The organism is Nocardia sp. NPDC056952 (assembly GCF_042674185.1).
Lineage (GTDB): Bacteria > Actinomycetota > Actinomycetes > Mycobacteriales > Mycobacteriaceae > Nocardia.
Genome location: NZ_JBHURA010000006.1, coordinates 1 through 24,706 on the forward strand (window position 1 = coordinate 1; position 24,706 = coordinate 24,706).

Annotated in this window: 18 protein-coding genes; 9 read left to right on the forward strand and 9 right to left on the reverse strand. The window is 69.4% G+C overall.

All coding sequences use genetic code 11. The features are described 5' to 3' along the window. Positions 1–347: 347 nt before the first annotated feature. From ACFTS5_RS21070 to ACFTS5_RS21090, 5 genes are all read right to left on the reverse strand, one after another. Positions 348–1,565, reverse strand: coding sequence for a S1 family peptidase (locus tag ACFTS5_RS21070; RefSeq protein WP_378633492.1), 1,218 nt, complete (start codon positions 1,563–1,565; stop codon positions 348–350). 196 nt (positions 1,566–1,761) lie between these two features. Then, complete coding sequence (locus ACFTS5_RS21075) at positions 1,762–3,123, reverse strand: S1 family peptidase (RefSeq protein WP_378633494.1); 1,362 nt, start codon at positions 3,121–3,123, stop codon at positions 1,762–1,764. A 118-nt stretch (positions 3,124–3,241) separates the two neighbouring features. Beyond that, positions 3,242–4,336: a hypothetical protein gene (locus ACFTS5_RS21080; protein WP_378633497.1), complete on the reverse strand. Its 1,095-nt coding sequence runs from the start codon at positions 4,334–4,336 to the stop codon at positions 3,242–3,244. A gap of 44 nt (positions 4,337–4,380) precedes the next feature. Next, positions 4,381–6,891 carry a LuxR C-terminal-related transcriptional regulator gene (locus tag ACFTS5_RS21085; protein ID WP_378633499.1) on the reverse strand — a complete coding sequence of 837 codons (2,511 nt, stop codon included), beginning with the start codon at positions 6,889–6,891 and terminating at the stop codon, positions 4,381–4,383. Next, positions 6,884–8,686 carry an Hsp70 family protein gene (locus ACFTS5_RS21090; RefSeq protein WP_378633501.1) on the reverse strand — a complete coding sequence of 601 codons (1,803 nt, stop codon included), beginning with the start codon at positions 8,684–8,686 and terminating at the stop codon, positions 6,884–6,886. The genes ACFTS5_RS21085 and ACFTS5_RS21090 overlap by 8 nt, the downstream gene beginning before the upstream one ends. 293 nt (positions 8,687–8,979) lie before the next feature. Between ACFTS5_RS21090 and ACFTS5_RS21095 the strand changes: the two genes are divergently transcribed. The 3 genes from ACFTS5_RS21095 to ACFTS5_RS21105 are packed head-to-tail and all read left to right on the forward strand — an operon-like array spanning position 8,980 to position 14,854. Beyond that, on the forward strand, positions 8,980–11,433 hold the full coding sequence (locus ACFTS5_RS21095) for an IniB N-terminal domain-containing protein (protein WP_378633503.1): 2,454 nt from the start codon (positions 8,980–8,982) through the stop codon (positions 11,431–11,433). Between the two features lie 17 nt (positions 11,434–11,450). Next, positions 11,451–13,289 (forward strand): dynamin family protein, encoded by a 1,839-nt coding sequence (locus ACFTS5_RS21100; protein WP_378633506.1) that lies wholly within the window; start codon positions 11,451–11,453, stop codon positions 13,287–13,289. Continuing rightward, positions 13,286–14,854 carry a dynamin family protein gene (locus tag ACFTS5_RS21105; protein ID WP_378633509.1) on the forward strand — a complete coding sequence of 523 codons (1,569 nt, stop codon included), beginning with the start codon at positions 13,286–13,288 and terminating at the stop codon, positions 14,852–14,854. The genes ACFTS5_RS21100 and ACFTS5_RS21105 overlap by 4 nt, the downstream gene beginning before the upstream one ends. Before the next feature lie 4 nt (positions 14,855–14,858). On the opposite strand, the gene ACFTS5_RS21110 is transcribed toward ACFTS5_RS21105, so the two are convergent. The 3 genes from ACFTS5_RS21110 to ACFTS5_RS21120 form a co-directional block, all read right to left on the reverse strand. Then, positions 14,859–15,134, reverse strand: coding sequence for a hypothetical protein (locus ACFTS5_RS21110; protein WP_378633511.1), 276 nt, complete (start codon positions 15,132–15,134; stop codon positions 14,859–14,861). An 85-nt stretch (positions 15,135–15,219) separates the two neighbouring features. Continuing rightward, positions 15,220–15,546, reverse strand: coding sequence for a hypothetical protein (locus tag ACFTS5_RS21115; protein ID WP_378633514.1), 327 nt, complete (start codon positions 15,544–15,546; stop codon positions 15,220–15,222). Continuing rightward, on the reverse strand, positions 15,543–17,231 hold the full coding sequence (locus tag ACFTS5_RS21120; protein ID WP_378633517.1) for an MFS transporter: 1,689 nt from the start codon (positions 17,229–17,231) through the stop codon (positions 15,543–15,545). Before ACFTS5_RS21120 ends, ACFTS5_RS21115 begins: the two co-directional genes overlap by 4 nt. A gap of 105 nt (positions 17,232–17,336) precedes the next feature. Between ACFTS5_RS21120 and ACFTS5_RS21125 the strand changes: the two genes are divergently transcribed. From ACFTS5_RS21125 to ACFTS5_RS21150, 6 genes are all read left to right on the forward strand, one after another. Further along, a complete protein-coding gene (locus ACFTS5_RS21125; RefSeq protein WP_378633519.1) occupies positions 17,337–17,801 on the forward strand; it encodes a MarR family winged helix-turn-helix transcriptional regulator in 465 nt (154 codons plus the stop codon). Positions 17,802–18,058: 257 nt separating this feature from the next. Further along, positions 18,059–19,924 (forward strand): molecular chaperone DnaK, encoded by a 1,866-nt coding sequence (gene dnaK / locus ACFTS5_RS21130; RefSeq protein ID WP_378633522.1) that lies wholly within the window; start codon positions 18,059–18,061, stop codon positions 19,922–19,924. Next, positions 19,921–20,493, forward strand: a complete 573-nt coding sequence (gene grpE / locus ACFTS5_RS21135; protein WP_378633525.1) for a nucleotide exchange factor GrpE — start codon at positions 19,921–19,923, stop codon at positions 20,491–20,493. The genes dnaK and grpE overlap by 4 nt, the downstream gene beginning before the upstream one ends. Before the next feature lie 24 nt (positions 20,494–20,517). Next, a complete protein-coding gene (gene dnaJ, locus ACFTS5_RS21140; protein WP_378633528.1) occupies positions 20,518–21,714 on the forward strand; it encodes a molecular chaperone DnaJ in 1,197 nt (398 codons plus the stop codon). Positions 21,715–21,716: 2 nt separating this feature from the next. Further along, the gene (locus ACFTS5_RS21145; protein WP_378633530.1) at positions 21,717–22,118 is read left to right on the forward strand and encodes a heat shock protein transcriptional repressor HspR; all 402 of its coding nucleotides are present in this window, start codon (positions 21,717–21,719) and stop codon (positions 22,116–22,118) included. Positions 22,119–22,734: 616 nt separating this feature from the next. Next, a complete protein-coding gene (locus ACFTS5_RS21150) occupies positions 22,735–23,904 on the forward strand; it encodes an FAD-binding oxidoreductase (protein WP_378633533.1) in 1,170 nt (389 codons plus the stop codon). A 27-nt stretch (positions 23,905–23,931) separates the two neighbouring features. On the opposite strand, the gene ACFTS5_RS21155 is transcribed toward ACFTS5_RS21150, so the two are convergent. Continuing rightward, entirely contained in the window at positions 23,932–24,690 is a 759-nt protein-coding gene (locus ACFTS5_RS21155; RefSeq protein WP_378633535.1) for an FAD-binding oxidoreductase, read from the reverse strand. Positions 24,691–24,706 lie beyond the last annotated feature (16 nt).

A 24,706-nucleotide genomic window follows, 5' to 3' on the forward strand; every position in this document is an offset into this window, starting at 1 on the left:
GCCGCGGACCGGCCACTTCGTGGCCGCCGCTCCCTAGGGGTCGCGGGGCGGGGTTGGGAGGCCGGTCATGGCGGACGTGGGGTGCACCTGGGGCTGGTGCGGTAGTGCGGCCGTCTCTGGGCGGAGGGTGTGGCTGGGGGCGCGGTAGTGCGGCGGTTTTTGGGTGGAGGGTGTGGTTGGGGGGTGCGGTAGTGCGGCGGTTTTTGGGTGGAGGCCGAGGGCTGGCGGTCGAGCTACCGGACGACACGCTGACGACTCGGGGAAGAGGGTGGGGCAGACAGCCAAAAGGCCGGTAGCGGGAGTGCTACCGGCCTTTTTGGGGCTGCTCTGTGCCTACATGGTGGTGATCAGTTGGTGCGGACCGAAAGACCGGGGTTGTCCGAGAGGACGACGGTCAGGGGCTGGGCGAACAGCTGGGGGGTGTCGCCGGTGATGGCGCCGATGATGTTCGGGATCTCGCAGATCGGGAAATCCGCGACCGAGGAGGCGCTGGAGATGCCGAGGGCCAGGCGGCCGGTGACGATGGCGCCGCCGGAGTCGCCGGGGAGGGCGCAGATGTTGGCCGAGAAGCTCTGGGTGAGCTGGCGGTCGCCGACCTGGACGGTCTGGTCGACACCGTTGATCACGCCGCAGCTGAAGCCGGTGCGGGCACCGGACTTGCAGACGGGGGCGCCGACCACGGGGGTGGCCACGCCGTCGACGGCGATGGGGGCCTGCCCGGGGATGCGGACCAGGTTGTTCTCGAAGCGGGCGCGCGCGTTGTCGTTGACGCGGATGATCGAGTAGTCCTGCTCGCCGAGCACCGACTTCTGGAAGGTGCCGAGCTGAGCGCCCGCCCGGTCGCCGTTGACCTCGTACACGGCGGCGGCGTTGCCGGTGCCCGCCGACTCGATGTCGGGGTTGCAGTGGCCCGCCGAGATGTTGACGACGTTGCCCGAGCGGTCGGTGCCGTTGAAGCCGAGCGAGCAGCGCAGCGAGCTGCGGCCGATCACCGAGGCGTAGCCGTCGCCGCCTGCCAGGGCGCCGTTGCCGTCACCGGCGACGGGGGTGGCGGTCAGGTCGACGCGCTCGCCGGCCACCGGCGGTGCGGTGACGATGACGCGGGAGGGGTCGATGAAGCTGGGCAGCGGGAGCCCGGCCTGCTGCACGCGGACGGCGATGGAGTTGTTCACGGTGTCGACGACGACACCACGCACCAGCGCGGAGATCTCCGGCGGTGCGGCGGCGAGCCAGTTCTCGAAGGCGGTCTTCTCGCCGCGCAGGGTGGACTCGCTCTTGGCGACGTTGCGGACCTCGAAACCGGCCGACTGGGCGGCTTCCCGGGCCTGGTCGGCGCCGGGGCCGTGCGACAGCGCGACGACGGCGTTGCCCTGGTCGCTCAGCCAGGAACCGGCGAAGACCTGCGGGAACTGACGCTGCGCGGTGGTGGAGAACGCGGCGACCTGCTGCGCGACATCGGCGCGGCGCAGGTATTCGTCAGGGGAGATCTTCAGATCCCGGGTGACCGCCTCGATGAGCTGGGCGGGCAGATCCGCGGGCGCGGGCTGCGCGTCGGCAACCGCCATCGTGGGGCCGAACAGCAGAAACGCCGCCGAAGCGGCGATTATAGATTTCCGAGCTCTTCTCGAGCTTCGCGCGGACGGGGTACGACCCATACGTGGCAGGAGCATGGTCCGAACTATATGGGCTCGAGCGACTTATGCCTACTCGGACCGGGCAAGAGATTTCGCTCACCCGGTCCGGTCGGTGATTTGTCCCCGCTCAGCTCGCGTTGGGCTTGGTGCGCACCATGATTCCGCTGCCGAGGCCGCCGCCCGATGTCGCCTCGATGTCGGCCAGGATGGGCCGGATCGGGACGCCGAGCGAGGCGGTGCCGCCGTAGGGGGCGAGCTGGGTGTTGGCCTCGGTGCAGTTGGGCGCACCGGAGGCGTTCGAGCCGCTGGTGATGCCGAGGGCGAGCGTGCCGGACACGATGGCGCCGCCGCTGTCGCCGCCGAGGGTGCAGGCGGTGCTGGCGAAGCCGCGGATCGTCTTGCTGACGCCCGCCTCGGTGAACAGCTGGGTCTCGACGTGATCGGCCGAGACGAACCCACAGGTGAAGGTGGAGGACTGGCCGGTCTTGCAGACCGGTGCGCCGGTGACGGGTTCGGCGGTGCCGGTGACCGTCAGGGTGGTGCCCTCGGCGCCGCGCACGCGAGGCTGGTCCATGCCCGCGTTCACCGCCCGCTCGTTGAGCTTGATCACCGAGTAGTCCAGCGAGGCGGGGCCGCCGAGCACCGCGCGGGCGAAGGTGCCGACTTCGGGACTGTTGGGGATGTCGCGCACGTTCGGGACGTAGACCGAGGCCGTGCCGCCGTTGTCGACGTTGGGGTTGCAGTGGCCCGCGGAGATATTGAGCGCGTTGCCCGCGGCGTCGGTGCTGTTGAACCCGAACGAGCAGACGTCGACTCCGCGCAGGTCGGCGTCGTGCAGGTCCTTGGTCGCGGTGATGTAGGTGTCGCCGCCCATCGGCTTGTACTCCACCGGACCGCCGCCGCCGGGCGAGAGCACCACCTTGATGGTGGCGATCAGGGTGGGCAGGTTGAGCATGTGGCCGGTGCCGGTGTTGGCCACGTTGAGCACGAGCTGGCTGTTGAGCGCGTCGATCGCGATCGAGCTGATCGGCGCGGAGATCGCGGGCGGCAGGCTCGCGACCCACCGACTCAGTTGCACCAGCGCGCCTTCCAGCCCTCCGGCCGAGATCGGCGCGAGATGGGTCTGGTAGCCGGCGGCGGTGACGAGCTTGCCCGCCTCGGCATCGGTGGTGGCGACGACGGCCTTGCCCTCGGGCGTGAGCCAGGCACCGGCGAAGGTGTCGGGGTTCGCGGCACGGAAGTCGGTCGCGTAGTCGCGCAACTGCTGGGCGCGCGCGGCACGATCGAGGTACTCGGTGGGGGTCATCCCGAGGTCACGCGACAGTGCCGTCACCAATTCGCCGGGTAACGCATCGGCCGAAAGTTGTAGTGGCGCAGCAGGTTCCGATGACGCGATGCCGGATCCGAGCAGGGGTGCGAGAAGAACAGTCGCGGCGAACCCGGCGGAGGCTGCCTTGACCGCGGCGCGACGCGCCACCAACTTGCGCATGAAATCCCTTCGTCGACAACCAGTGACCGAGAACACCGCCGGCGGCGATCATGTCGGTCAGCGCATCACTCTAGGGCACGCTCGCCCAGCTGGCGCGGTTACCGTCCGGCTGCTGGATTCAGCGCTGCCCCGGGATGGTCAGGGGCGCCGGGAGATAGCCGGGCGGGTAGGTCCCGAAGGGAGACCGGGGCCGGGTGGTGGTGGGGCTCGGTGTGGTCGTCGGCGGTGTGGTGGTCGGCTCCGGGGTGGTCGTCGGTGGCGCCTCGGTGGTCGTCGGCACCGGTTCGTCGGTCGTGGTGACCGGCGGGGGCGTGGTCGACTCGACGACCGGCGGCGGAGGCGGCGCGGGCGCCGAGGTCGGTGACAGCGTTTCCGGGCTGGCGTCGGAAATCGTCGGCGGTGGGACGGTTTCGGAATCGCGGATCAGGACCGAGACCGCGACCCCGCCGAGCAGCAGGCCGATGAGCGCGGCCGCGGCGATCAGCAGCGGGGTCTTGCTGCGCGCGGGTTCGCGGGCGGGCACCACCGCGGGCTCCGCGATCGGGGCGGGCGCGATCGGCGCCATCGCCTTCGTCGGCAGCGGCGAGACCGGCAGCGCCGCCGAGTACGCCTGCGCGGTCACCGAGGGCGGCGGCAGCGCGGGCATCACATCGGTGGCGACCATGGCGTTCTCGGTGACGATCGGGTCGGGCGGGGTCGAGCCGGCCGGGGTCGCCAGCACCGCGACCAGCGCGGCCTGGGCGGCGGCGTTGGCGAAGGTTTTGCCGGGATCGGCGCCGTCCGCGGGCTGGGGCAGCTCGTCCTCGCCGAGCAGGGCCACCGACTTCAAGCCCAGATAGTCCAAAGCCTCGCGCACGCCGCGCACGACCTCGGTCGACCAGGCCGCGGGATGGGTGGCGTAGAACTCGGCCGGGCCGCTGAGGTGCTCGGTGGTGAGATCGATCAGGCAGAACATCGCCGTCGCGAGGAGGTCTTCGGCGCGATATGCCTCGCCGCCGTCGACATCGACACCGGCCGGATCCCCGATCGCGCGCACGAAACCGGCGATCGAGTGGGCATGCCCGGTGGGAGCCGGTCCGCCGAGGGCGGCGTCACCGTCGTCGGACATGTGCAGAACCGAAGCACGCTCGATCACCTGAACCGTGCCGTCCTCGGTGACCACCGCGGCGATGCATTCGTCATCGGCGATACGCAGGCCGACCCCAGTGGCCATCGGCGGAACACCCCTCACTTCGGCGTCGACATCGTCCGCGCGAGTCACACCAGCAGTTGGCCGTGTCCCATCGCGCGCAGCATTGACAGTAATTCCGATCGTGAGCGCGCGCCTATTCGACGTCGGATCCGCGCGACGTGATGCTCTACGGTCTTCGCGGAAATGTACAGCCTCGCGCCGATCTCGCGATAGGTCAGACCGAGCAGGACCAGCTCGGCCACCTCGCGTTCGCGGTCGCTCAGCGCGCCGGACTCGCCGGTCAGGGGCACGGGACCGGCTGCGGGCGGCTGCGGTTGTGCGGTCGGTCGCAGCGGCTCGACCGGCTGGGCTTGCGTGCGCACCGAACGCGCGAGCTTGAGCAAGGCGGTGGCGGTGGTCGAGTCGCTCGCCGCGAGGGCGGCCTCGCTGGCCAGGCGGGCGGCGTCCCAGGTGAGCCCGAGCTCGGCCAGTGCCGAGACCGCGGCCTCCACATCGGCCGCGGCGACCTGCCCGCGCAGCACGAGCACCCAGGTGCGCCCGGCGTCGGCCAGCACGGTGGCCTGCCGGTCACCCGCTTCCGCCGCCGTCTTCAGCGCGTGGGCGTGGGGCAGCAGCGCCCGGGGCGATTCGTCGGCCAGCGCGGCCTGCACGCCGTACCAGTGGAAGGAATTGGTCCAGGCGGGTGCGCGGCCCACTTTGCGGACCAGCGCCCTGGCGGCATCGACGAGCGGTTCGATCCGGCGCGCGTCGCCCAGGCGGATGCCGGCCAGCCACAGTTCGCCGATCGGCAACAGGCTCAACAGGTCGGCTTCCAGCTCGTCGAACAGTGGGCAGGCCGCGTGCCACGCGCGAGCCAGGGCGGCGTGATCGCCGCCGCGACGGGCCAGTCCCACAGCCAGGGCATGGGCGAGGAGTTGATCGCGGGGTGCGAGGGCGGGGATGTCGATTTCGGCGAGGGTGCTCGCGGCACGGCGTTCGTCGCCGCCGAGCAGGGCGGTCCAGGCCGTCAGCACCGGAAGCTGCCGGCCACCGCCCATGCCCGCCGCCCGGCGCAGCGCGTCGCCGGCGCGACGGGGCTCGCCGCTGCCGAGGCAGAGCAGCGTGGCGATCGAGACCGCGGAGCAGGGCAGATAGCGATCGTCGCCGGTGTCGGTGTTGCCCGCCTGGATCAGGGCCGAAATCGCCGCGGCCGTTCCGGTTCCGTGCGGGTCGAGCGATTCGTCGAGCGCGCCCGCGATCAGCCGAGCGCCCGCGTCGGCCTCGGTCGGCGGCCAGTGCTGTGCCGCTTCGGACATCCGCGCGGCGCCGGCCTGTTCACCGGCCAGGGTGAGGACTATCGCCGCGGGCGCCCAGTCGGCGCCGATCCGGTCGGGTCCGAGCCAGTTGTACAGTCCGGCCGCGCGACTCACCAGTCCTCGGCGGATGAGCACGCTCGCGCAGATGCGTACCGCGGCGACCAGGTCGGCGCGTGCGACGTTCTCGGCGGTCAGCAGCGGTTCGGCCAGGCGTAGCGCGGTGTCGGTATCACCCGCGTGCGCGGCGGCCTCGGCCCAGCGCAGCGCGATCGACTCCACCGCCGCGCCCGCCGCGGCCGCCGCCGCGTAGCAGCGGGTCGCCTCGTCGGATTTCTCGGCTGTGCGGCAGAGGAACTCGGCGAGCCGGGCATCGACGACGCCGGACTCGGCCAGGATCAGCGCGGTGCGATCGCGGAGCAGACCCGCGTCGAGGCGCGCGGTGAGCAGCCTGCGCTGCACATCGACATAGCGGCGATCGCCGAGCAGCGTCCGCAGCGGACCGACGGCGGGCGCGAGGAGCAGGTCGGCATCGGTGACCAGGGCACCCGACCTGGCCCGGTCGATCAGGTCGTGGGCGGTGGCGGTGTCGACACCGAGCACCTCGGTGAGTTCTGTCGCGTCCAGCCCGGTTCCGGTCGCCGCGATGACCAGCGTTTCGAGCAACTCGGGTTCGACCGCTTCCAGCAGCGTCCGCGTCCAGACGGTGACGGCTTCGTCGACCGCTGCCTCGCAGGTCTCCAGCGACGCGGCGTGGGCGCCCTTCAACGCCGCCACGACACCGCCGGGGATGCCCGCCGTCAGCTGATGGATACGCGCCGCGAGCGGCTGGGACACAGCCACGCCGAGTTCCCTGGCGAACGAGGTGATGTGCGCACTTCCCAGCGCTCGCAGATCCACCGTGCGGCCGTTGCGCGCCACCGCGTCGGCCAGCGCGCGCAGCTGGGGATCGTGTGGCCGAGGCTGGGTGGTCAGCACGACCGAGCGTTGCCCGGTTTCGATGGCCTCGCAGAGCGCGCGAAGCTCGGCGTCGCTGTAGCTGTGGACATTGTCGGCGACGAGCACCGCCCGGTCGGGAACCCCGTTCTCGACATCGTCGGCGGCGGATTCGACCACCGGTATGCCGCGGCGACGCAGGCGTGCGCGAACGGCGTCGAGCAGGAACGTTTTTCCGGTCCCGGCTCGGCCACGGATCAAGAGCAGCACTGTCTGCTGGTCGGCGTTGTCGAGATCGCGGAAAACGGAGCGGGCATTCGGGAAGGTGTCGTGGGCGATCTCAGCCACCATTTCCTCCGAGGACCTTGCCGGGCAGTTGCGTACCCGATTCGAGGGTTTCGCCGACCGCGCCGCCCACGTCGTCGAGCAGGCCGCCGGGGTCGACCTTGACAGTGGGGACCTGCGGCCGGGTCGGTGCGGGCGCCGGAGCCGGGGCGGGTGCGGGTGCCGGCGCGGGGGCAGGCGCCGGAGCCGGGGCGGGCGCCGGGGACTGCCCTGCGGGCGGCGCCTGGGCCGGTTGCTGCTCGGCGGGGCCTGGCTGGCCCGCGGTCGCCGGTGTTCCGTCGGCGGGTGCTCCACCGGTGGGTGTTCCGACGGGTGCCGGAGTTCCCGCCGCGGGCGTGCCGCCAGGTGCTCCGGCGTCGGTCGTGCCGACCGGGATCGCACCCGATGGCGCTGTTGTACCGACCGCGCCCGGCTTGGCCGGGTCGGTGACCACGGAGTTCGTGGCATTCGCCGTCCCGGCCGCGCCGCCGGCGCCGGTCGCCGCGGGGGCGCCGGGGACCGAAGGGCCGACGGTGGTCTCGGCGGGGCCGGTGGGTGAGAACTGGGTGGCGCCACCGAGGGCGAGGGTGCCGGTGGCGAGCGCGGCCATGGTCAAGGCCGCCGCCGCGACGATCGCCGAGCGTTTGGCCGTGAACATCTTGGTCCGTACCGGCTCGGACGGTGGCAGCGCGAGCCCCTCGACGGCCGGTGCCGCCGCAGCCGCTGCCGGTGCTACCGGCACGACCGGGATGGCCTCGGTGGGCACGCTGATCGCGGCGACGTCGAGGGCGATCTCGGCCGCGCCGCGTGCCGTGCAGGTCGCCGGGTCGGCGCAGGCGATCACCGGCAGGCCGAATTCGGTGGAGATCAGCTCGGCGACCAGCGGAATCGCGCCACCGCCACCGGTGAGCAGCACCCGGCCGACATCGCCGAGGGTGAGTTCGGCGCGGCGCACCGCGTCCTGGAGCAGGCTCATCGAGTCGAGCAGGATCGGGCGCAGCAGATCTTCGAGTTCGCCCCGGGTCAACCGGACCTGTTCGGTGTGGATCGAGGGGTTGAGCATGCCGACCGGAATCGCCGTCGCGGTAATTCTGGAGAGTTCTTCTTTCGCAATTCCGCAGCGCTCTCGCAATGCCGACAATTCTTCTTCGACAACAGGATCGAATGGATCGATGTCGTTTCCGTTCAGAACATTTGCCAGCACGTAGCGCATGGTCAGTAGATCGAATTCGGAACCGGCGATCGCGGTGCTGTGCACCGGGGTGCCGAGCAGTCCGGCCTGCTCGCCGGTGCGCAGGACCGACACGGTCGAGCCGCTCGCGCCGAGGTCGTACACGACCAGCGCGCCGTCTTCGAGCTGTCCGCACTCGATCTCGTATCGGCGCACCGCGGCCAGCGGCTCGGGCACCAGCGTCACTTCGGGCAGGCCGGCGCGTGCGAGCGCGGACCTGGCGGCCTCGACGGTGTGCTCCGGCCACCATGCCGGGTAGCACGCGACGGTGGTAGGCACATCGGTGGTGACCCCGGAGAGTTCGGCGATCAGCGCACGGGTCGCGGCAGCGACCAAATCGGCTGCGTCGTGGGCGGAACCGTCCTCTGCCAGCAGATCCACCGGATCGCCGACCCTGGACACGTAGTCGTCGACGACAACTCCGCGATGGTGGCGCGCGGTGTCGGCGAAGCTCACCGATCCGTCGGCGCCGAGCATCAGTGCGCTGCGATGGGTGAGAACGGTGGCACCGGTCCCGTCGGCTGTCGTGGCCGCGGCGGCCGAATTCGCCGCTCCGACAGTGATGCCGAGCGCCAGACGCTCTGTCATTGGACAACCCCGTTCGCAGGACTTCCGGTGGGCCGGTAAACGCTTGATGTACAGCGAGATCGCCGATGGCAGCGTCCCACTCGATCTGTCGGTTGCTAGGGGACAGCTGTTACCTGCGATGGGGCAAGTACGGGGAAATTCCCCTAATCGGTGGTCGGCCCCTAATGGGGCACGCCCGGCGGGACTAGGTATTCGCCCCGTTACCTGTAACGACGGGCCCGCCTAGCGTGAAAGACATTCCAACGACAAACAGATCGGGCATCACCGCCCATGATCTGGAGGAGCTGATCTCGATGACACCGAACGCGATTCTGGAGTTCATCCTCAATCTGCTGCGCGACCCCGAGGCCGCCGCCGGTTACTGCGCCAACCCGTGCCTCGCGCTGGCTGAGGCAGGCCTCGTGGTGACCCCGGAGGACATTTCCGCCGTCGCCCCGATGGTGGCGGAATCCGCGCTGGTCAGCGGCGGCTCCCAGTTGCAGGCGATCGTAGCCGCGGGCGCCGCGGCGAGCACGAGCGCGGCCCTGGCAGGCACGGCCACCGCTGCCGCAGCCGTCACGGCCGCCGCGGCGGCCGATGCCGAACTCGACCTCGGTCTCGACGTCGGCCTCGGCGCTGTGGCCTCGGTAGTCGCCGACGCCGCCGCCCAGGTAGGCGCCGGCCTCGACGTGGCACTCGACGCCGTCACCGGCGCGAACGTCGATGTGAACGCCGGCCTCGGCGCCGACCTGGCCGCCGGTGTGACCGGCGCCCTCGGCGCGGGCCTCGGCCTGAACGGCGCGATCGACAGCGCCCTCGACCTCGGTGCGAACCTCGGTGGTGCTGTGAATGGTGCACTGGGTGTTGGTGGTGATTTGGCCGCTGGTCTCGGTGGTGCTGTGAACGGTGCGCTCGGTGTTGGTGGTGATTTGGCTGCTGGTCTCGGTGGTGCGGTCGACGTGGGTGGCGATCTTGCCGCTGGTCTTGGTGGCGCACTGAATGGTGCGCTGGGTGTTGGTGGTGATTTGGCTGCTGGTCTCGGTGGTGCGGTCGACGTGGGTGGCGATCTTGCCGCTGGTCTTGGTGGCGCGCTGAATGGTGCGCTGGGTGTTGGTGGTGATTTGGCTGCTGGTCTCGGTGGTGCGGTCGACGTGGGTGGCGATCTTGCCGCCGGTCTCGGTGGCGCGCTGAATGGTGCGGCTGGAGTCGGTGGCGCGCTGGGGGGTGCGGCCGGTGTCGGCGCGGATCTCGGTGCGGGTCTCGACACCACGCTGACCGGTGGAATCGGCACCGGTCTCGACGGTGCCCTGTCGGGTGCGGTCGGCGCGGGGGCGGACCTGGCCGCTGGTCTCGGCGGCAGCCTGGCCGGGACGGTCGGCGCGGGCGCTGGTCTCGGTGAGGCGCTCACCGGCGCGGTCGGCGCGGGGGCCGAACTCGAGACCGGGCTGGATGCTGCGCTGGGCGGCGCGGCCGGTGCGGGTGTGGGTCTGGGCGGTGTGCTCACGGGTGCGGCAGGCGCGGGCGCGGATCTTGCCGCTGGTCTCGACGGTGCGGTGGGTACCGGTGCCGGTCTCGGTGGCGAGCTGACCGGCGCGGCCGGTGCCGGTCTCGGTGGCGCGTTGTCGAGTGCGGTCGGTGCGGGCGCCGGTCTCGACGGGGCGTTGGCCGTGGGTGGCGATATCGCCGCCGACTTGGATGGCGCGGTCGATGTCGCCGCTGGTCTCGGCGGTGGCCTCGATGCCGGTCTGAGCGGTGCGACCACGGCCGCGGGAGGTCTCGGGGCCGGCGTCGGCGCTGTCGCCAACGCGGGCGCGCAGGCTGCCGGTGGGCTCGGCGCCGCAGCCAACGTGGGGGCGCAGGCCGCCGGCGGGCTGGGCGCGGTCGCCACCACGTCGGCGATCACTGGTCTCGACGGTGTGGTCGGCGCGGGCGCGGACCTGGGCACAGGTCTCGAAACCGGGTTGGGTGGCGCAGTGTCGGCGGGTACGGATCTGACCGGTGGCTTCACGGGTGGGGCGGGGACCGGGTTCGGTGTCGACGAACTACTCACCGGCGGCGGAACCGGACAGATCACGACCGGAGTGGAATCAGCGCTGTCCACCACCTCGGGTATCGGGCTGAGCACCGGTCTGCACGGCGGCCTCGAGACCGCGACGACTGCCGGCACCGATGTGACCGGTTCTCTCGCCTCGGGTGCGCAGGCAGGAGTAAACGGCGCCGTCGGGTCCGGTGTCGATCTGGCCGGTGGCGCCCAAGCGGGCCTGACCGGTGTCGCCGGCGCGGGCGCTGGGCTCGCGGGTTCCGCAGTCGGCGGCGCCCAGACCGGGTTGACCGGTGCCGTGGAGACCGGCCTGACAGGATCCGCGACCGGCGGCGCCGAAACGGGAACCGGCCTCGAGACCGGCCTCGGCGGCCTCCGCGATGCGGGACTGTCGGGCGCGATCACCGGCGGCACCCAGGTGACCGGCGGCTTCACCTCCGCCGTCGACGGCGCGGCGCAGGGCGGCACCGCCGCGGTCGGCGGCCTCTCCGGTGAGACCACGTCGACCTCGACCACCCAGATCGACACTTCCGGCACCGCCGGTGCGACGACGCAGGGCGCGGTCACCACCGCGGCCGACACCTGGTCCGGCGTCGACGTATCGAGTGCGTTCGGTTCGGGCCTGCACGGTTCCGGCCTCGGTGGTGGCGAGGCGTCGCTGTTCGGTGAATCGAGCACCGTCGCCGACACCGGTGCCGACGTGCACACCGACGGACTGTTCCACTGAGCGAAACGGGCGAAGGGATGACTGTTCTCGCACCGAACGTGGTGCCGCTGACGACGGTGTTGGCCGACACCGTCGCGGCGGCCCACGCCGCGGGCCGTGACGACCTGGTCGGACGTCTGGAGAAGGTGGCCGTGCGGGTGCGCGACCCGCGGCACCGGATCGTCGTCACCGGTCAGCTCGGTCAGGGCAAGAGCAGATTCGTGAACGCACTGCTCGGGCTGGATGTGTGCCGGGTCGGCGACGACGCGACCACCGTGTTGCCCCTGCAGCTGTCCTACGGCGCGCAGCAGCGGGCGTATCTGGTGCTCACCGCGCCGGGTACCGATGAATCGCGGGTCGAGATCCCGTTCGACGAGATCGGCGCCGTCGATACCCGCACGCCACTGGCGCAGGGCAGGCAGGTCGTGCGGATCGAAGCCGAGCTGCCCAGTCAGCTGCTGGCCGACGGCATCGTCCTGATCGATACCCCCGGTGTCGGCGGCCACGGGAGTGCTTGCGCCGCGGGCGTGCTCAGCCTGGCGGCGGCCGCCGACGCCGTACTTGTGCTCTCCGATGCCTCCACCGAGCTCACCGAACCCGAACTCACGTTCGTCCGGCAGATCCGCGAAATGTGTCCCGCGGTCGCCGTTCTGCTCACCAAGACCGACCTCTACCCACACTGGCGGCAGGTGCTGGAGGCCGACCGGGGCCATCTGACGCGCGCGGAAGCCGATGTCGCCCTGATCCCGGTATCGGCGCTGCTGCGTGCGCACGCCCTGCGCTTGCAGGACGCGCAGCTGGGCCTGGAGTCCGGTTTCGGCGTGCTGTTCGGTTTCCTGCGCGATCGGGTCGTCGCCCGTGATCAGGCGGTCACGCGGCAGGCGGTGGCTCGCGAATTACATTCGGCGGCGGAGCATCTGGCGCTGGCGCTGGGTAGCGAGCTGGTCGCGCTGCGCGATCCGGCCGGTGGCGCGGCGGCGGTCAACGAATTGCAGTCGGCGCGTGCGGCCGCCGAGGAGTTGCAGCGGCGCACCGCGAGCTGGCAGCAGACCCTCACCGACGGCATCACCGACCTCGTCGGCGATGTGGATCACGACCTGCGCGACCGGCTGCGCGGTATCGCCCGCACGGGCCAGGAGTGGATCGACGAGAACGACCCGGGCAGGCATTGGGGCGCGATCACGGAATGGCTGACCGGCTCCGTCGACACCGCCCTCGGCGACAATCTCCTGCTGACCCACCGCCGAGCCGAGCTGCTCGCCGAACGGATCGCGGGCCATTTCGCCGAGGTCGGCGCGGTCGATCTGCCGGAGGTGCACTCCGGGATGGACGATGAGAGCGGCCTGGCCAGTTCGGGTTCCCTGGCCGATCTCGAGCCGGATATCGGCTTCACGAGCAAGGTTCTGGTCGGTATGCGCGGCTCCTACGGCGGCGTGCTGATGATCGGGCTCGCCACGACCTTCGCCGGCCTGGCCATGCTGAACCCGATCTCGCTCGGCGCGGGCCTGATCGTGGGCGGCAAGGCCTATCGCGACGACAAGTCCGCCCGGCTGGCGCGACGCCGCGTCGAGGCCAACGGTGAGGTGCGCCGATTCCTCGACGACGTGGCGTTCCAGGCGGCCAAGGACACCAAGGACCGGCTGCACCGCATCCACCGTGCGCTGCGCGACCACTTCGCCGGGGTGGCCGAGCGCAGCCTGCGGTCGATCGACGCTTCCCTGCGGGCCGCACAGGAGGCGGCGGCCATGGCTGCCACACACCGCGCCGAGCGCACCGTCGTGCTGGAACGCCAGCTGCACGCGGTGGCCGAGCTGCGCCGCTACGCGGAATCGATGCAGATCGAACTGAGACGGGCCGACGGTACGGTATCTGGGTGACCCACCGTTTCGACACCGCCGCGCCCAGCGACCGGACCACACCGAGGATCCTGGCCGAAGCGCACGAGCTGATCGGCGCGGCGGCGCGGGCGTTCGGGCGCGACGAGTACGCGCGCACGCTGCTGGCCGAATGCGAATACCGCTTGCGTGAGCCGCTGCGGGTGGCGCTGGCCGGTTCGATCAAGGCGGGCAAGTCGACGTTGCTGAACGCGCTGGTCGGCCAGGCCGTCGCCCCGACCGACGCCACCGAGTGCACCCGCGTCGTCACCTGGTACCGCGACGCCGCAACCCCCACGGTCACCGCGCACGCGGTGGACGGATCGCGCGCGAATGTGATCGTGCGACGCGGCAGTGGCGCGCACGGACTGACCTTCGACCTGAACGGTCTGAGCTGGGATGCGCGCGGTCCCCGTGCGGTGGACCATCTCGAGGTCGGGTGGCCGTCGGCCGCGTTGTCGCAGACCACGATCATCGACACCCCTGGCACGTCGTCGCTGTCGCGTGAGGTGTCGCTGCGCACCGCACGGCTGCTCACTCCCGCCGATGTCGAGGACGATGCGCGAGCCGCGCCGTTGTCGGTGTCCGGCGCCGACGCCGTCGTCTACCTGTTGCGCCGTCTCGATGCCGCCGACGTGCGTTTTCTCGAGCAGATCGGTGCGGGCGCCGGTGGTGCGGGGCCGCTCGGTGTGATCGGGGTGGTGTCGCGCGCCGACGAGATCGGCTCCGGTCGCATCGACGCGCTGCATTCGGCCCGCGATGTCGCCGCCCGGTTCGCGGACGAGCTGGAGCGAACCGGCCTGTGCCAGTCGGTGATTCCGGTGGCGGGGCTGCTCGCTTTCGCCGCGGCGACCCTGCGACAGCCGGAGTTCGCGGCGTTCGAGGCGCTGTCCACAGTGCCCGCGGAGGACCTCGGGATCGCGTTGCTCTCGGCGGACCGATTCGCTCGCGCCGACATCGCGCTGCCGGTCGCCCCGGAACTGCGCGCGCAGCTCGTTGATCGTTTCGGCCTGTTCGGTATTCGCATGGCCACCATGCTGATTCGGCTCGGTGCCCGCGATTCTTCCGCGCTGGCAGCGGAATTGGCGGCTCGCAGCGGCATCGAAGAGTTGCGTTCGGTGTTGGAGGTCCAATTCGGTCAGCGCGCTGAGGAATTGAAGGCGCATTCGGCGCTGAGCACGCTGGACCGGATCCTGGCCGCCTACCCCGGTACCGAAGCCGATCGCCTGCGGCCCCGCGTGCGTGCTCGGCTCGCCGATGTGCACGGTTTCACCGAACTCCGACTGCTCGGGCGCCTGCGTACCGACGAATTGCCGTTGCCGCCACCGGTACTCGCCGACCTGTACCGCATGCTCGGCGGCGCGGGCGTGGCGGCGCATCTACGCCTCGGACTGCCCGCGGAGTCCGACCCGGATTCCCTGCGTGCCACGGCTTTCGCCGCCGTCCGTACCTGGCGGGCCCGCGCGGCCCATCCTCTCGCCGACCGATCGACCGCCACCGCCTGCCGAGCCGCGGCCCGCAGCGCTGAGGGAATACTGGCCGAACTCCCTCCGCCGCGGACCACCTAGCCGGTCAGATGAAGTAAGCGGTCCCCGAGGAACTTCCGGTCCCGTACCCCAGGCTCTTCGCGAACTCCCGAACCGCGATCAACGCGTGCCCCACCGGCCCCGGATCGCTGCACGACCCCCCGACCGACGAGAACGTGCATCCGTCATCGGCAACGGCGACGCCGCTGTCGGCCACGGCGCTCCCGGCGGAGGCGACCATCCCGCCTCCGGCCAGGGCGGCGATCACGGCCACTCCGCCGAACGCCCGCTTCCACTGAACCTTGCCCATCGATGCACGCATACTTCCGAAACTAGTGTCCGACAGGATTGTTCGCACCCCTATCGTTGCCCCGAATAATCAGGGCAACGATCAGGCGGGAGGCCGATCACTCACCCAGGGCCGGCACAACCTCCTCCGCGAGGTACTGCTCGATCCCGCGCCCGGCCCGCTCCGCCTGGATCACGGTGGCGCCGCGCTCTTGGGCCGCGGCCGTCAACTCCTTCCGGGACTCGGCTTCGACTCCACCTCCGATCACCAGCAGGCGAACCCGCTCACGCTCGAGGATCGCGAGCGCCTCCTCGTCGGTGGTCGACCCGAGGACGCGGTATCCGAGCCCGCCCACATAGCCGAGCGCGGTATCGACAACTTCGCGCCCGCGCCCGACGGTCAGCAGATCAACGGTGTACATGTGCTTCCACCCTTCGTGTTTCATACTGTGACGATTTCCGGCTCATCATCGAGTACGCGCTGTTCCAGCTTGGCCTCCTTCGGCAGTGCGAAGAATCCGAGACACACCACCAGTAGCATCCCGGCGCCGTAGAACAGCGTGTACCGGAACGTCTCAGCGAAGTTCACCGCGTTGGCCTCGGTCCCTGCCTCGGCGAGTACGCGCGAAACCACCGAGTCGCCACCAGAATTCGACTGACAACTAGCGGGTGTCACGGCCGGATCATCCTCCGCCGACCGATCGTGCACGCATGCCGCGAACCCGGCCAGGATCTGATCCTGGACCTGTATCGGCATTCCCTCGAGCGCCAGCTCGGCCCGGATCTCGGGCGTCACGGCGGCCACTCCGAGATCGGAATCCCGGTCGAGCGCGGTGAAGGACAGCACGCCGACCAACGCGACGCCCAGCGCGGTCCCCAACTGCTGCCCCGTGTTCAGCAGCCCGGAAGCCGACCCCGCCTCCCGTACCGGCACCTGCCCGAGCAGCAGGTCCAGCGTCGGCGCCACCACCATCCCGAACCCCGCACCGGTGATCACCAGCGGCAGCGCCATCTGCCAGGAAGTGAACTCGCTCCCGTATCGCACACCCATCGCGCCGTAGAGCGCGAACCCCGTCGCATTCACCAGCGCCCCGACCATCAACACCCGCCGCCCGTACCTTGCGGCCAGCACGCCGACCGAAAGACCGGCTCCCACGCCGGCACCCACCGCGAACAGCGCCGAGGTGAGCCCGGCCCGCAACGGCGACCACCCGAGTCCGCCCTGCATGAACAACGTCCACACCAGGAAGAATCCACCCATGGCGATCCAGAAGAGCAACCAGGTCCCCAGCCCGATCGCGAACGGCCGCGACCGGAACAGCCCGAGATCGACCAGCGGCGAACGTCCCTTCCGCGCTAGGCCGCGCTCGTAGAACAGGAACCCGGCGAACACCGCGAGAGCCACACCCATCATCACGAAAGTCCATGCGGGCCAGTCGAGTCGACGTCCCTCGGTCAACGGGTAGACCAGCAGCAGTACAGCGGATACCGCCAGTGCCATCCCGACCGGGTCCAGCCGGGGCGGTCTGGCCGACTTCGAATCGCTCATCACGAACCACGCCGCGATGAACCCCGCGATGCCGACCGGAATGTTCACCAGGAAGATCGGCCGCCAGGCCAACCCGAACAGGTCGGCCTGCACCAGCACTCCGCCGAGCGCGAGACCGACCGCTGAGGCCGACCCGCCGACACCGCTGTAGACGGCAATCGCTTTGGCCCGCTCCTCTTTCGGGAAGGTCGTCTGAATGATGGCCAGGATCTGGGGCACCATCAGCGCTCCCATCGCACCCTGCGCGAAGCGGGAGCCGATGAGCACGGTGGGATCGGTGGCCAGCCCGCACGCCGCCGAGGCGATCGTGAAACCGGCCATGCCGGTGAGGAACACGCGTTTGCGACCGTAGATGTCGCCGAGCCGTCCGCCGGTGATCAGCACCGCGGCGAAGGCGAGAACGTAAGCGGCGATGATCCATTCGAGCTGCGAGTACTCGGCGTGCAGGTCGTTCCGGATGCTCGGTACGGCCACATTGACGATGGTCACGTCGAGTAGATCCATGAAGCCGGCGGCCAGCACCACCGCGAACGCGATCCAGCGCCGCGGATCCGGGGCGGGGGGAGTGGGGGAGGTAGTCACGAGAGTCTCTCTTCGAGTAGGGGACCTCTCAAACTATGCACCTCAAGTGATTATCAATCAATAGGGCAATCATGAATGGTGCGTTAATCGGCGTATCGTAGTGGTGTGACCGACCCGACGCAGCTGTCGACCCACGCCGGATTCCTCCTCGGCCAACTGGGCTTCCATACGGCCTATCGCTTCAGCGATCTACTGGCGCCGCTGGGCATCAAGCCCCGCCACTTCGGCATGCTGAAACTCCTGAGCGCCCACGACGGCCGCACCCAGCAGGAGCTCGGCGAGGCGTTGGAGATCCACCGCAATGTCATGGTCGGCCTGGTGGACGACCTGGAGAAACGCAACCTCGTGGAACGCCGCCGCCACCCCAGCGATCGGCGCGCGCACGCCCTCCACCTCCTGCCCGCCGCCCATGCTCTCCTAGCCGAAGCCGAGCAGCGGGTAGCCGAGCTGGACGCTGAACTCCTGTCTCCCCTGCCTCCCGAAGACCGCGCGGTCTTCCTTGATCTCCTGCGCCGCACCGCCGAGGGCAACGGCCTTCGCCCCGGCATCCATCCCGGCCTCACCCGATAGCCCGCCGATGGTCTCCGGACCGTCACGATCGCGCATCAGGGGCTGCAGTTGAGCGCACCCGTGGCAAGAATGGCTCGGGGGTCGGGAAATTTTTTCGGGTGGCGGGAATGAATCGCCGCAGCTACTGGTTGTGCTGATCAACAACATGAGCGAACCTGACTCAACTTCGGGTTGACTCACGGTGGATCTCGAAGGCAGGATTGAGCCCACTGCGCTCAGCGTTGCAATAACCGAACGTCAAACAGGAGGAAACCACTATGGCTCGTGCGGTCGGAATCGACCTCGGGACCACGAACTCCGTCGTCGCCGTGCTCGAAGGCGGCGAGCCGGTCGTCGTCGCGAACTCGGAAGGCTCGCGCACCACCCCCTCGATCGTCGCCTTCGCGAAGAACGGCGAGGTTCTCGTCGGTCAGCCCGCGAAGAACCAGGCGGTCACCAACGTCGACCGCACCATCCGCTCGGTCAAACGCCACATCGGCACCGACTGGAACGTCGAGATCGACGACAAGAAGTACACGCCGCAGGAGATCTCCGCGCGCACGCTGATGAAGCTGAAGCGCGACGCCGAGGCCTACCTGGGCGAGGAGATCACCGACGCCGTGATCACCGTCCCGGCCTACTTCGAAGACGCCCAGCGTCAGGCCACCAAGGAAGCCGGCCAGATCGCCGGTCTCAACGTGCTGCGCATCGTCAACGAGCCCACCGCGGCCGCGCTCGCGTACGGCCTGGACAAGGGCGACAAAGAGCAGACCATCCTGGTCTTCGACCTCGGTGGCGGCACCTTCGACGTCTCGCTGCTGGAAATCGGCGAGGGCGTCGTCGAGGTCCGCGCGACCTCCGGTGACAACCACCTCGGTGGCGACGACTGGGACGAGCGCGTCGTGACCTGGCTGGTCGACAAGTTCAAGGCGTCCTCGGGCATCGACCTGACCAAGGACAAGATGGCCATGCAGCGTCTGCGCGAGGCTGCCGAGAAGGCCAAGATCGAACTGTCCTCGGGCCAGAGCACCTCGATCAACCTGCCCTACATCACCGTCGACGCGGACAAGAACCCGCTGTTCCTCGACGAGCAGCTCACCCGCTCGGAGTTCCAGAAGATCACCTCTGATCTGCTGGATCGCACCCGCGCGCCGTTCCAGTCCGTGATCAAGGACTCGGGCCTGAACGTGGCCGACATCGACCACGTCGTGCTCGTCGGTGGCTCCACCCGGATGCCCGCCGTCTCCGAGCTGGTCAAGGAACTGACCGGCGGCCGTGAGCCCAACAAGGGCGTGAACCCGGACGAGGTCGTCGCCGTCGGCGCCGCGCTGCAGGCCGGTGTCCTCAAGGGCGAGGTCAAGGACGTTCTGCTCCTCGACGTCACCCCGCTGAGCCTTGGCATCGAGACCAAGGGTGGCGTGATGACCAAGCTCATCGAGCGCAACACCACCATCCCCACCAAGCGCTCGGAAACCTTCACCACCGCTGACGACAACCAGCCTTCGGTGCAGATCCAGGTGTTCCAGGGTGAGCGCGAGATCGCCTCGCACAACAAGCTGCTGGGCTCCTTCGAGCTCACCGGTCTGCCCCCGGCCCCGCGCGGCGTGCCGCAGATCGAGGTCACCTTCGACATCGACGCCAACGGCATCGTGCACGTCACCGCGAAGGACAAGGGCACCGGCAAGGAAAACAAGATCAAGATCCAGGACGGCTCCGGTCTGTCCAAGGAAGAGATCGACCGCATGGTCGCCGACGCCGAGGCGCACGCCGCCGACGACAAGGCGCGCCGTGAAGAGGCCGAGACCCGCAACCAGGCCGAGTCGCTGGTGCACCAGACCGAGAAGTTCATCAACGAGCAGAAGCTGAGCGAAGGTGGCGCACAGGTCTCCGCCGATCAGCTGGCGAAGGTGGAGAACGCGGTCGCCGAGGCCAAGCAGGCGCTCGAGGGCACCGATATCTCCGCGGTGAAGTCGGCCGTGGAGAAGCTGGCCACCGAGTCGCAGGCCCTGGGCCAGGCGATCTACGAGGCCAGTGCCGCCGCCGACGCGCAGTCCGGCAACGGCGCGGGCCCCAGCCAGGCCGATGACGATCAGGTCGTCGACGCGGAGGTCGTGGACGAGCCGGTCGACACGGACAAGAAGTGACCGAGGCGAACTCCTCGGAGCAGGAGTTGGTCGAGGAAATCCTGGACGACACTGCGGACGAGAACGCGGAGGCCGCCACGGCGGACTCCGCCCTCGACGCCGAAGTTGTCGAGCCGGAGCACGACGAGCTGGCCGAGCGCACGGCCGACCTGCAGCGGTTGACCGCGGAATACGCGAACTACCGCCGCCGCGTCGAGCGTGACCGTCAGGCCAACATCGACGCCGCCAAGGCGTCGGTGGTCACCGAATTGCTCGCGGTGCTGGACGATCTGGATCGGGCGAGGGCGCACGGCGACCTCGATTCCGGCCCGCTGAAGTCCGTCGCCGACAAGCTCGAGACCGCGCTCACCAAGCAGGGTCTGGTCGAATTCGGTGCCACCGGTGACCCGTTCGACCCCACGCTGCACGAGGCCGTGCAGCACGAGGGTTCGGGCGCCGACCCGGTGATCGGCATCGTCATGCGCAAGGGCTATCGGTTCGGCGACCGGGTGCTTCGGCACGCGCTGGTCGGGGTAACCGATGCCGAGGCCGCGGGGGCATCGGATCCGGATGCCGGCGACAGTCAATAAGAACGCGAAAGGAGGAGATGCCCGGTGAGCCAACGGGAGTGGATCGAAAAGGACTTCTACAAGGAGCTGGGTGTCTCCTCCGGCGCCTCGCAGGACGAGATCAAGAAGGCATACCGCAAGCTCGCCCGCGACCTGCACCCGGACTCCAACCCGGGTGACACCAAGGCCGAGGAGCGGTTCAAGTCCGTGAGCGAAGCCAATGCGGTGCTGTCGGATCCTGCCAAGCGCAAGGAGTACGACGAGACGCGCCGCATGTTCGCGGGCGGCGGCGGTGGCGGACGAGCCTACGGCGGCGGCGGGTTCAATCCCGGTGCCGGCGGCGGCTTCTCGCAGGACTTCAACATCGGTGACATCTTCGGTCAGGCCGGTGGTACCGGCGCCGCGGGCGACGGCGGGCTCGGCGATCTGCTGGGCGGGCTGTTCAACCGGGGTGGCGGCGGTGGCCGGGCGGCGGCTCGTCCGCGCCGCGGCTCCGACGTGGAGACCGAGACGACCCTGGGTTTCCGTGAGGCCGCCCAGGGCGTCACCGTTCCGCTGCGGATGACGAGTCCCTCGCCGTGCACCACCTGTCACGGCAGCGGTGCCAAGCCGGGCACCAGCCCGCGCGTGTGCCCGCACTGCAACGGTGCGGGCGTGGTCAGCCGCAATCAGGGCGCGTTCGGTTTCAGCGAGCCCTGCGACGACTGCCGCGGCACCGGGTCGATCATCGACGACCCGTGCACCGACTGCTCGGGCACCGGTATCCAGAACCGCACCCGCACCATCACCGTCCGGATCCCACCGGGCGTCAGTGACGGTCAGAAGATCCGGCTGGCCGGTCAGGGCGAGGCGGGTCTGCGCGGTGCGCCTTCGGGCGACTTGTATGTCACCGTGCACGTCAGCCAGGACAAGGTCTTCGGCCGTCAAGGCGACGACCTCACCCTGGTGCTCCCGGTGAGCTACAGCGAATTGGTTCTGGGGACAACGGTTTCCGTGCCGACGCTGGACGGCCGGGTCGGTGTGAAGGTGCCCGCGGGTACCGCCGACGGGCGTATCCTGCGAGTCCGTGGTCGTGGCGTGCCCAAGCGCGGCGCGGCGGGCGGCGCCGGTGACCTGCTGGTCACGGTGAAGGTCGCGGTGCCGCAATCGCTCGACTCCGACGCCACCGATGCGCTCAAGCGCTATCAGGAGGCGGAGAAGGCCAGTGGCTTCGAACCGCGTGCAGGATGGGCGGGTGCTTGATGATGTCCGATGATCCGAAGTCTGTTTCGGGTGCGACCGCGCGTGCCGAGTTCTTCATGATCTCGGTGGCGGCTCAGCTGGCGGGGATGCACGCGCAGACGCTGCGTACCTACGACCGGCTGGGTTTGGTCACCCCGCAACGGACCTCGGGTGGCGGACGCCGTTATTCGGCCCGCGACGTCGAGGTGCTGCGCGAGGTGCAGCGCCTGTCGCAGGACGAGGGCGTCAATCTCGCCGGCATCAAGCGCATCATCGAGCTCACCAATCAGGTGGAGGCGTTGCAGCAGCGCGTCGAGGAGATGAGCGCGGAGATGGAGCGGTTGCGGGCGGGCTACCGGCCCGATCTGTCGCCGCCCGCACGCAGTACCGCGCTCGTGGTGTGGCAGCCACGGCATCGGCGCTGAGTCGTCTTCGATTCGACGAGCCTCCGGTTCGCCCATCCGCTGTGGTGGATGCGAGCCGGGGGCTCGTTCGTCTCCGGTCAACCCCCGGCGACCGGCTGGTGACTCTCCAGCAACTCACTTATTCGTGATCTTGCTGATCGGAAGTAGCGTCGCGGCGCGCTGAGGTGGGGATTTATCACCGTGGACGTCCAAAAGTTTGCTGCCCGGATGCTGAATTCGGATCAATCGGAAGGCAATTCGCTGCCCGCGACCAGCCACTCCGGTGCGCCGACCCCGCGTGTCATGGCTCGGCGCGTCGGATCGCCACCTGCGGGCGACGTTGCGGAAGGGTCGCTCTACCAGGGCCATTGGTCACCAATTGCCTGATACGCCCGGTGGTTTCGAGAATCGTGAGCGGCTGTTCACCCTCAATTAACGGGCTTCAGGTATGTTTTCATGAGAAACTACTGGGAACCGCCTGGTATTTCGCGAATTACATGCGTGATGTTTAAGAGTACGATTCCTAAGCTGGCAAACCTCGCCTAGACTTCTCGCATCGGCTGCTGACGAGTGTCCTCCCAGCCCGTCACTCGCCGGCGCGGCTAGCGTTCGATGGCGAAACGAGGTTGTGACACATATGGATTCGCGGACTGTCGCTTTGATCCGTACTACGTTCAAGGCGGTTGCTGCGGAAGAAGGTGGGCCCGAGAAGCTGTCGAGGTCGTTCTACTCGATCCTCTTCACGGACTACCCCGGTGTCCGCGACTACTTCCCGGCTGCCATGGACTCCCAGCGCGACCGACTCGTCACGGCGATCTCCTACGCCCTCGACCGGCTGGAGGAGCCCGACAAGCTGCTGCCGTTCCTGGCCCAGCTCGGGCGCGACCATCGCAAATACGGCGTGCAACCGGCGCACTATGTGGCCGTGGCCAACTCGCTGAAATCCGCCATGCGGTTGTTCGCCGGTGCGGAGATGTGGACCGACGAGGTCGCCAGCGCATGGGACGAAGGTCTGGCCACCATCAGCGGCGCGATGATCAGCGCCGCCGACAAGGAGACCACCCCGGCTACCTGGACGGGCACCGTCGTCGAACATCGCGAGGTGCTGCGCAATCTCTCGATCGTCCGGGTCCAGCTCGACGTGCCGATGCAGTACGCCGCCGGTCAGTATCTCAGCGTGCAGATTCCCTCGCGGCCGCGGATGTGGCGCTATCTCTCGCCCGCGAACCCGGCCAATCCCAACGGCGAGATCGAGTTCCACGTTCGCGGCGTGCTCGGCGGCTGGGTCAGCCCCGCCATGGTCGCGCACACCGCCGTCGGTGATCAGTGGGCGCTCGGCTCGCCTCTCGGCGGCCTGGGCGTGCCGCGCAACACCAAACGCAAGATGCTGATGGTCGGTTGTGGCACCGGCATCGCCCCCCTGCGCGCGCAGATCATGGCGATGGCCCAGCGCCGGGTCAACCCGAAGGTCCACCTGTTCGTCGGCGGCCACCACCCCTGCGATCTCTACGACCTCCAGGTCCTGAGCCAACTCGCCATCGCCAACAAATGGCTCACCGTCACCCCCGTCACCGAGAGTGACGAAAACCCCTGGTGGTACTACGACTCCGGCGAACCCCAGCCGGATCTACCCGGCCTGGAACCCCGCATGACCGGTCAAATCGGCAAGGTCGTCGCCAGCTACGGACCGTGGGCAGACCGCGATGTCCAGATCGTCGGCTCCCCCTCGATGGTCCAGACCACCAAGTTCCGCCTCATGGCGGCAGGCACCCAGGCCCAGTCGATCCGCCACGACCCCTTGTTCTGACCACGGGGCCCGTCGCGAAACCGGTCCTCAGGCGCCTTCGGAGATGATGTTGGCCGGGGGAGTTCCCGCTTCGATCAGGCGGTCGACGGTGGTGCGGACCATCGCGGGCGAACCGCAGACCAGGACCTGGTGCTTGGTGAAGGGGCCGTGCGCGGCGGCGACATCGGCGAGGGTGCCGTGGAGCATTTCCTCGGGGCTGAAACCCACATCGGAGCGAGTCTGTTCGTGCCATTCATCGCGTACCGCGGGGTCATCCGGGCTCTCGACAACCGGAATGACGGAAAGCCATGGCAATTCGCCCGACAGCAGGAACAACATGTCGTTGGCGTAGAGGTCGCGGGGCGAGCGGCCACCGAAGAACAGATAGGTGCGCGGCGGAGTGTCGCGACGGGCCAGGTCCAGGATCTGGGCGCGCATCGGCGCGAGCCCGGTACCGCCGGCGATCATCACCACCTCGACAGCGTCGGGATCGACCGCGAGAACCCCGTGGGGCGCGTTGATTCGCCACTGATCACCGGGTTTGGTGTCGGTGACGATGGAACTCGAACACCACCCACCGGGCACCGTGCGCACATGGAACTCGAGCTTGCCGTCCAGCGAGGGCGGCAGCGCGGGGGAGAACCGCCGCCGCACGCCCGGATGCTGCGGCACCTCGACCTCCACCGAACCGCCCGCTTCGAACGGCACGAAATCGCCGATCAGCCGGATCACGGCGAGGTCGTGGCGCAAGCGGTGGTGACCGACGACGGTCGCCGTCCAGGCGGGGTCAGGAAAAGCGTTGCTCATCAGCCTCTTTCGCGAT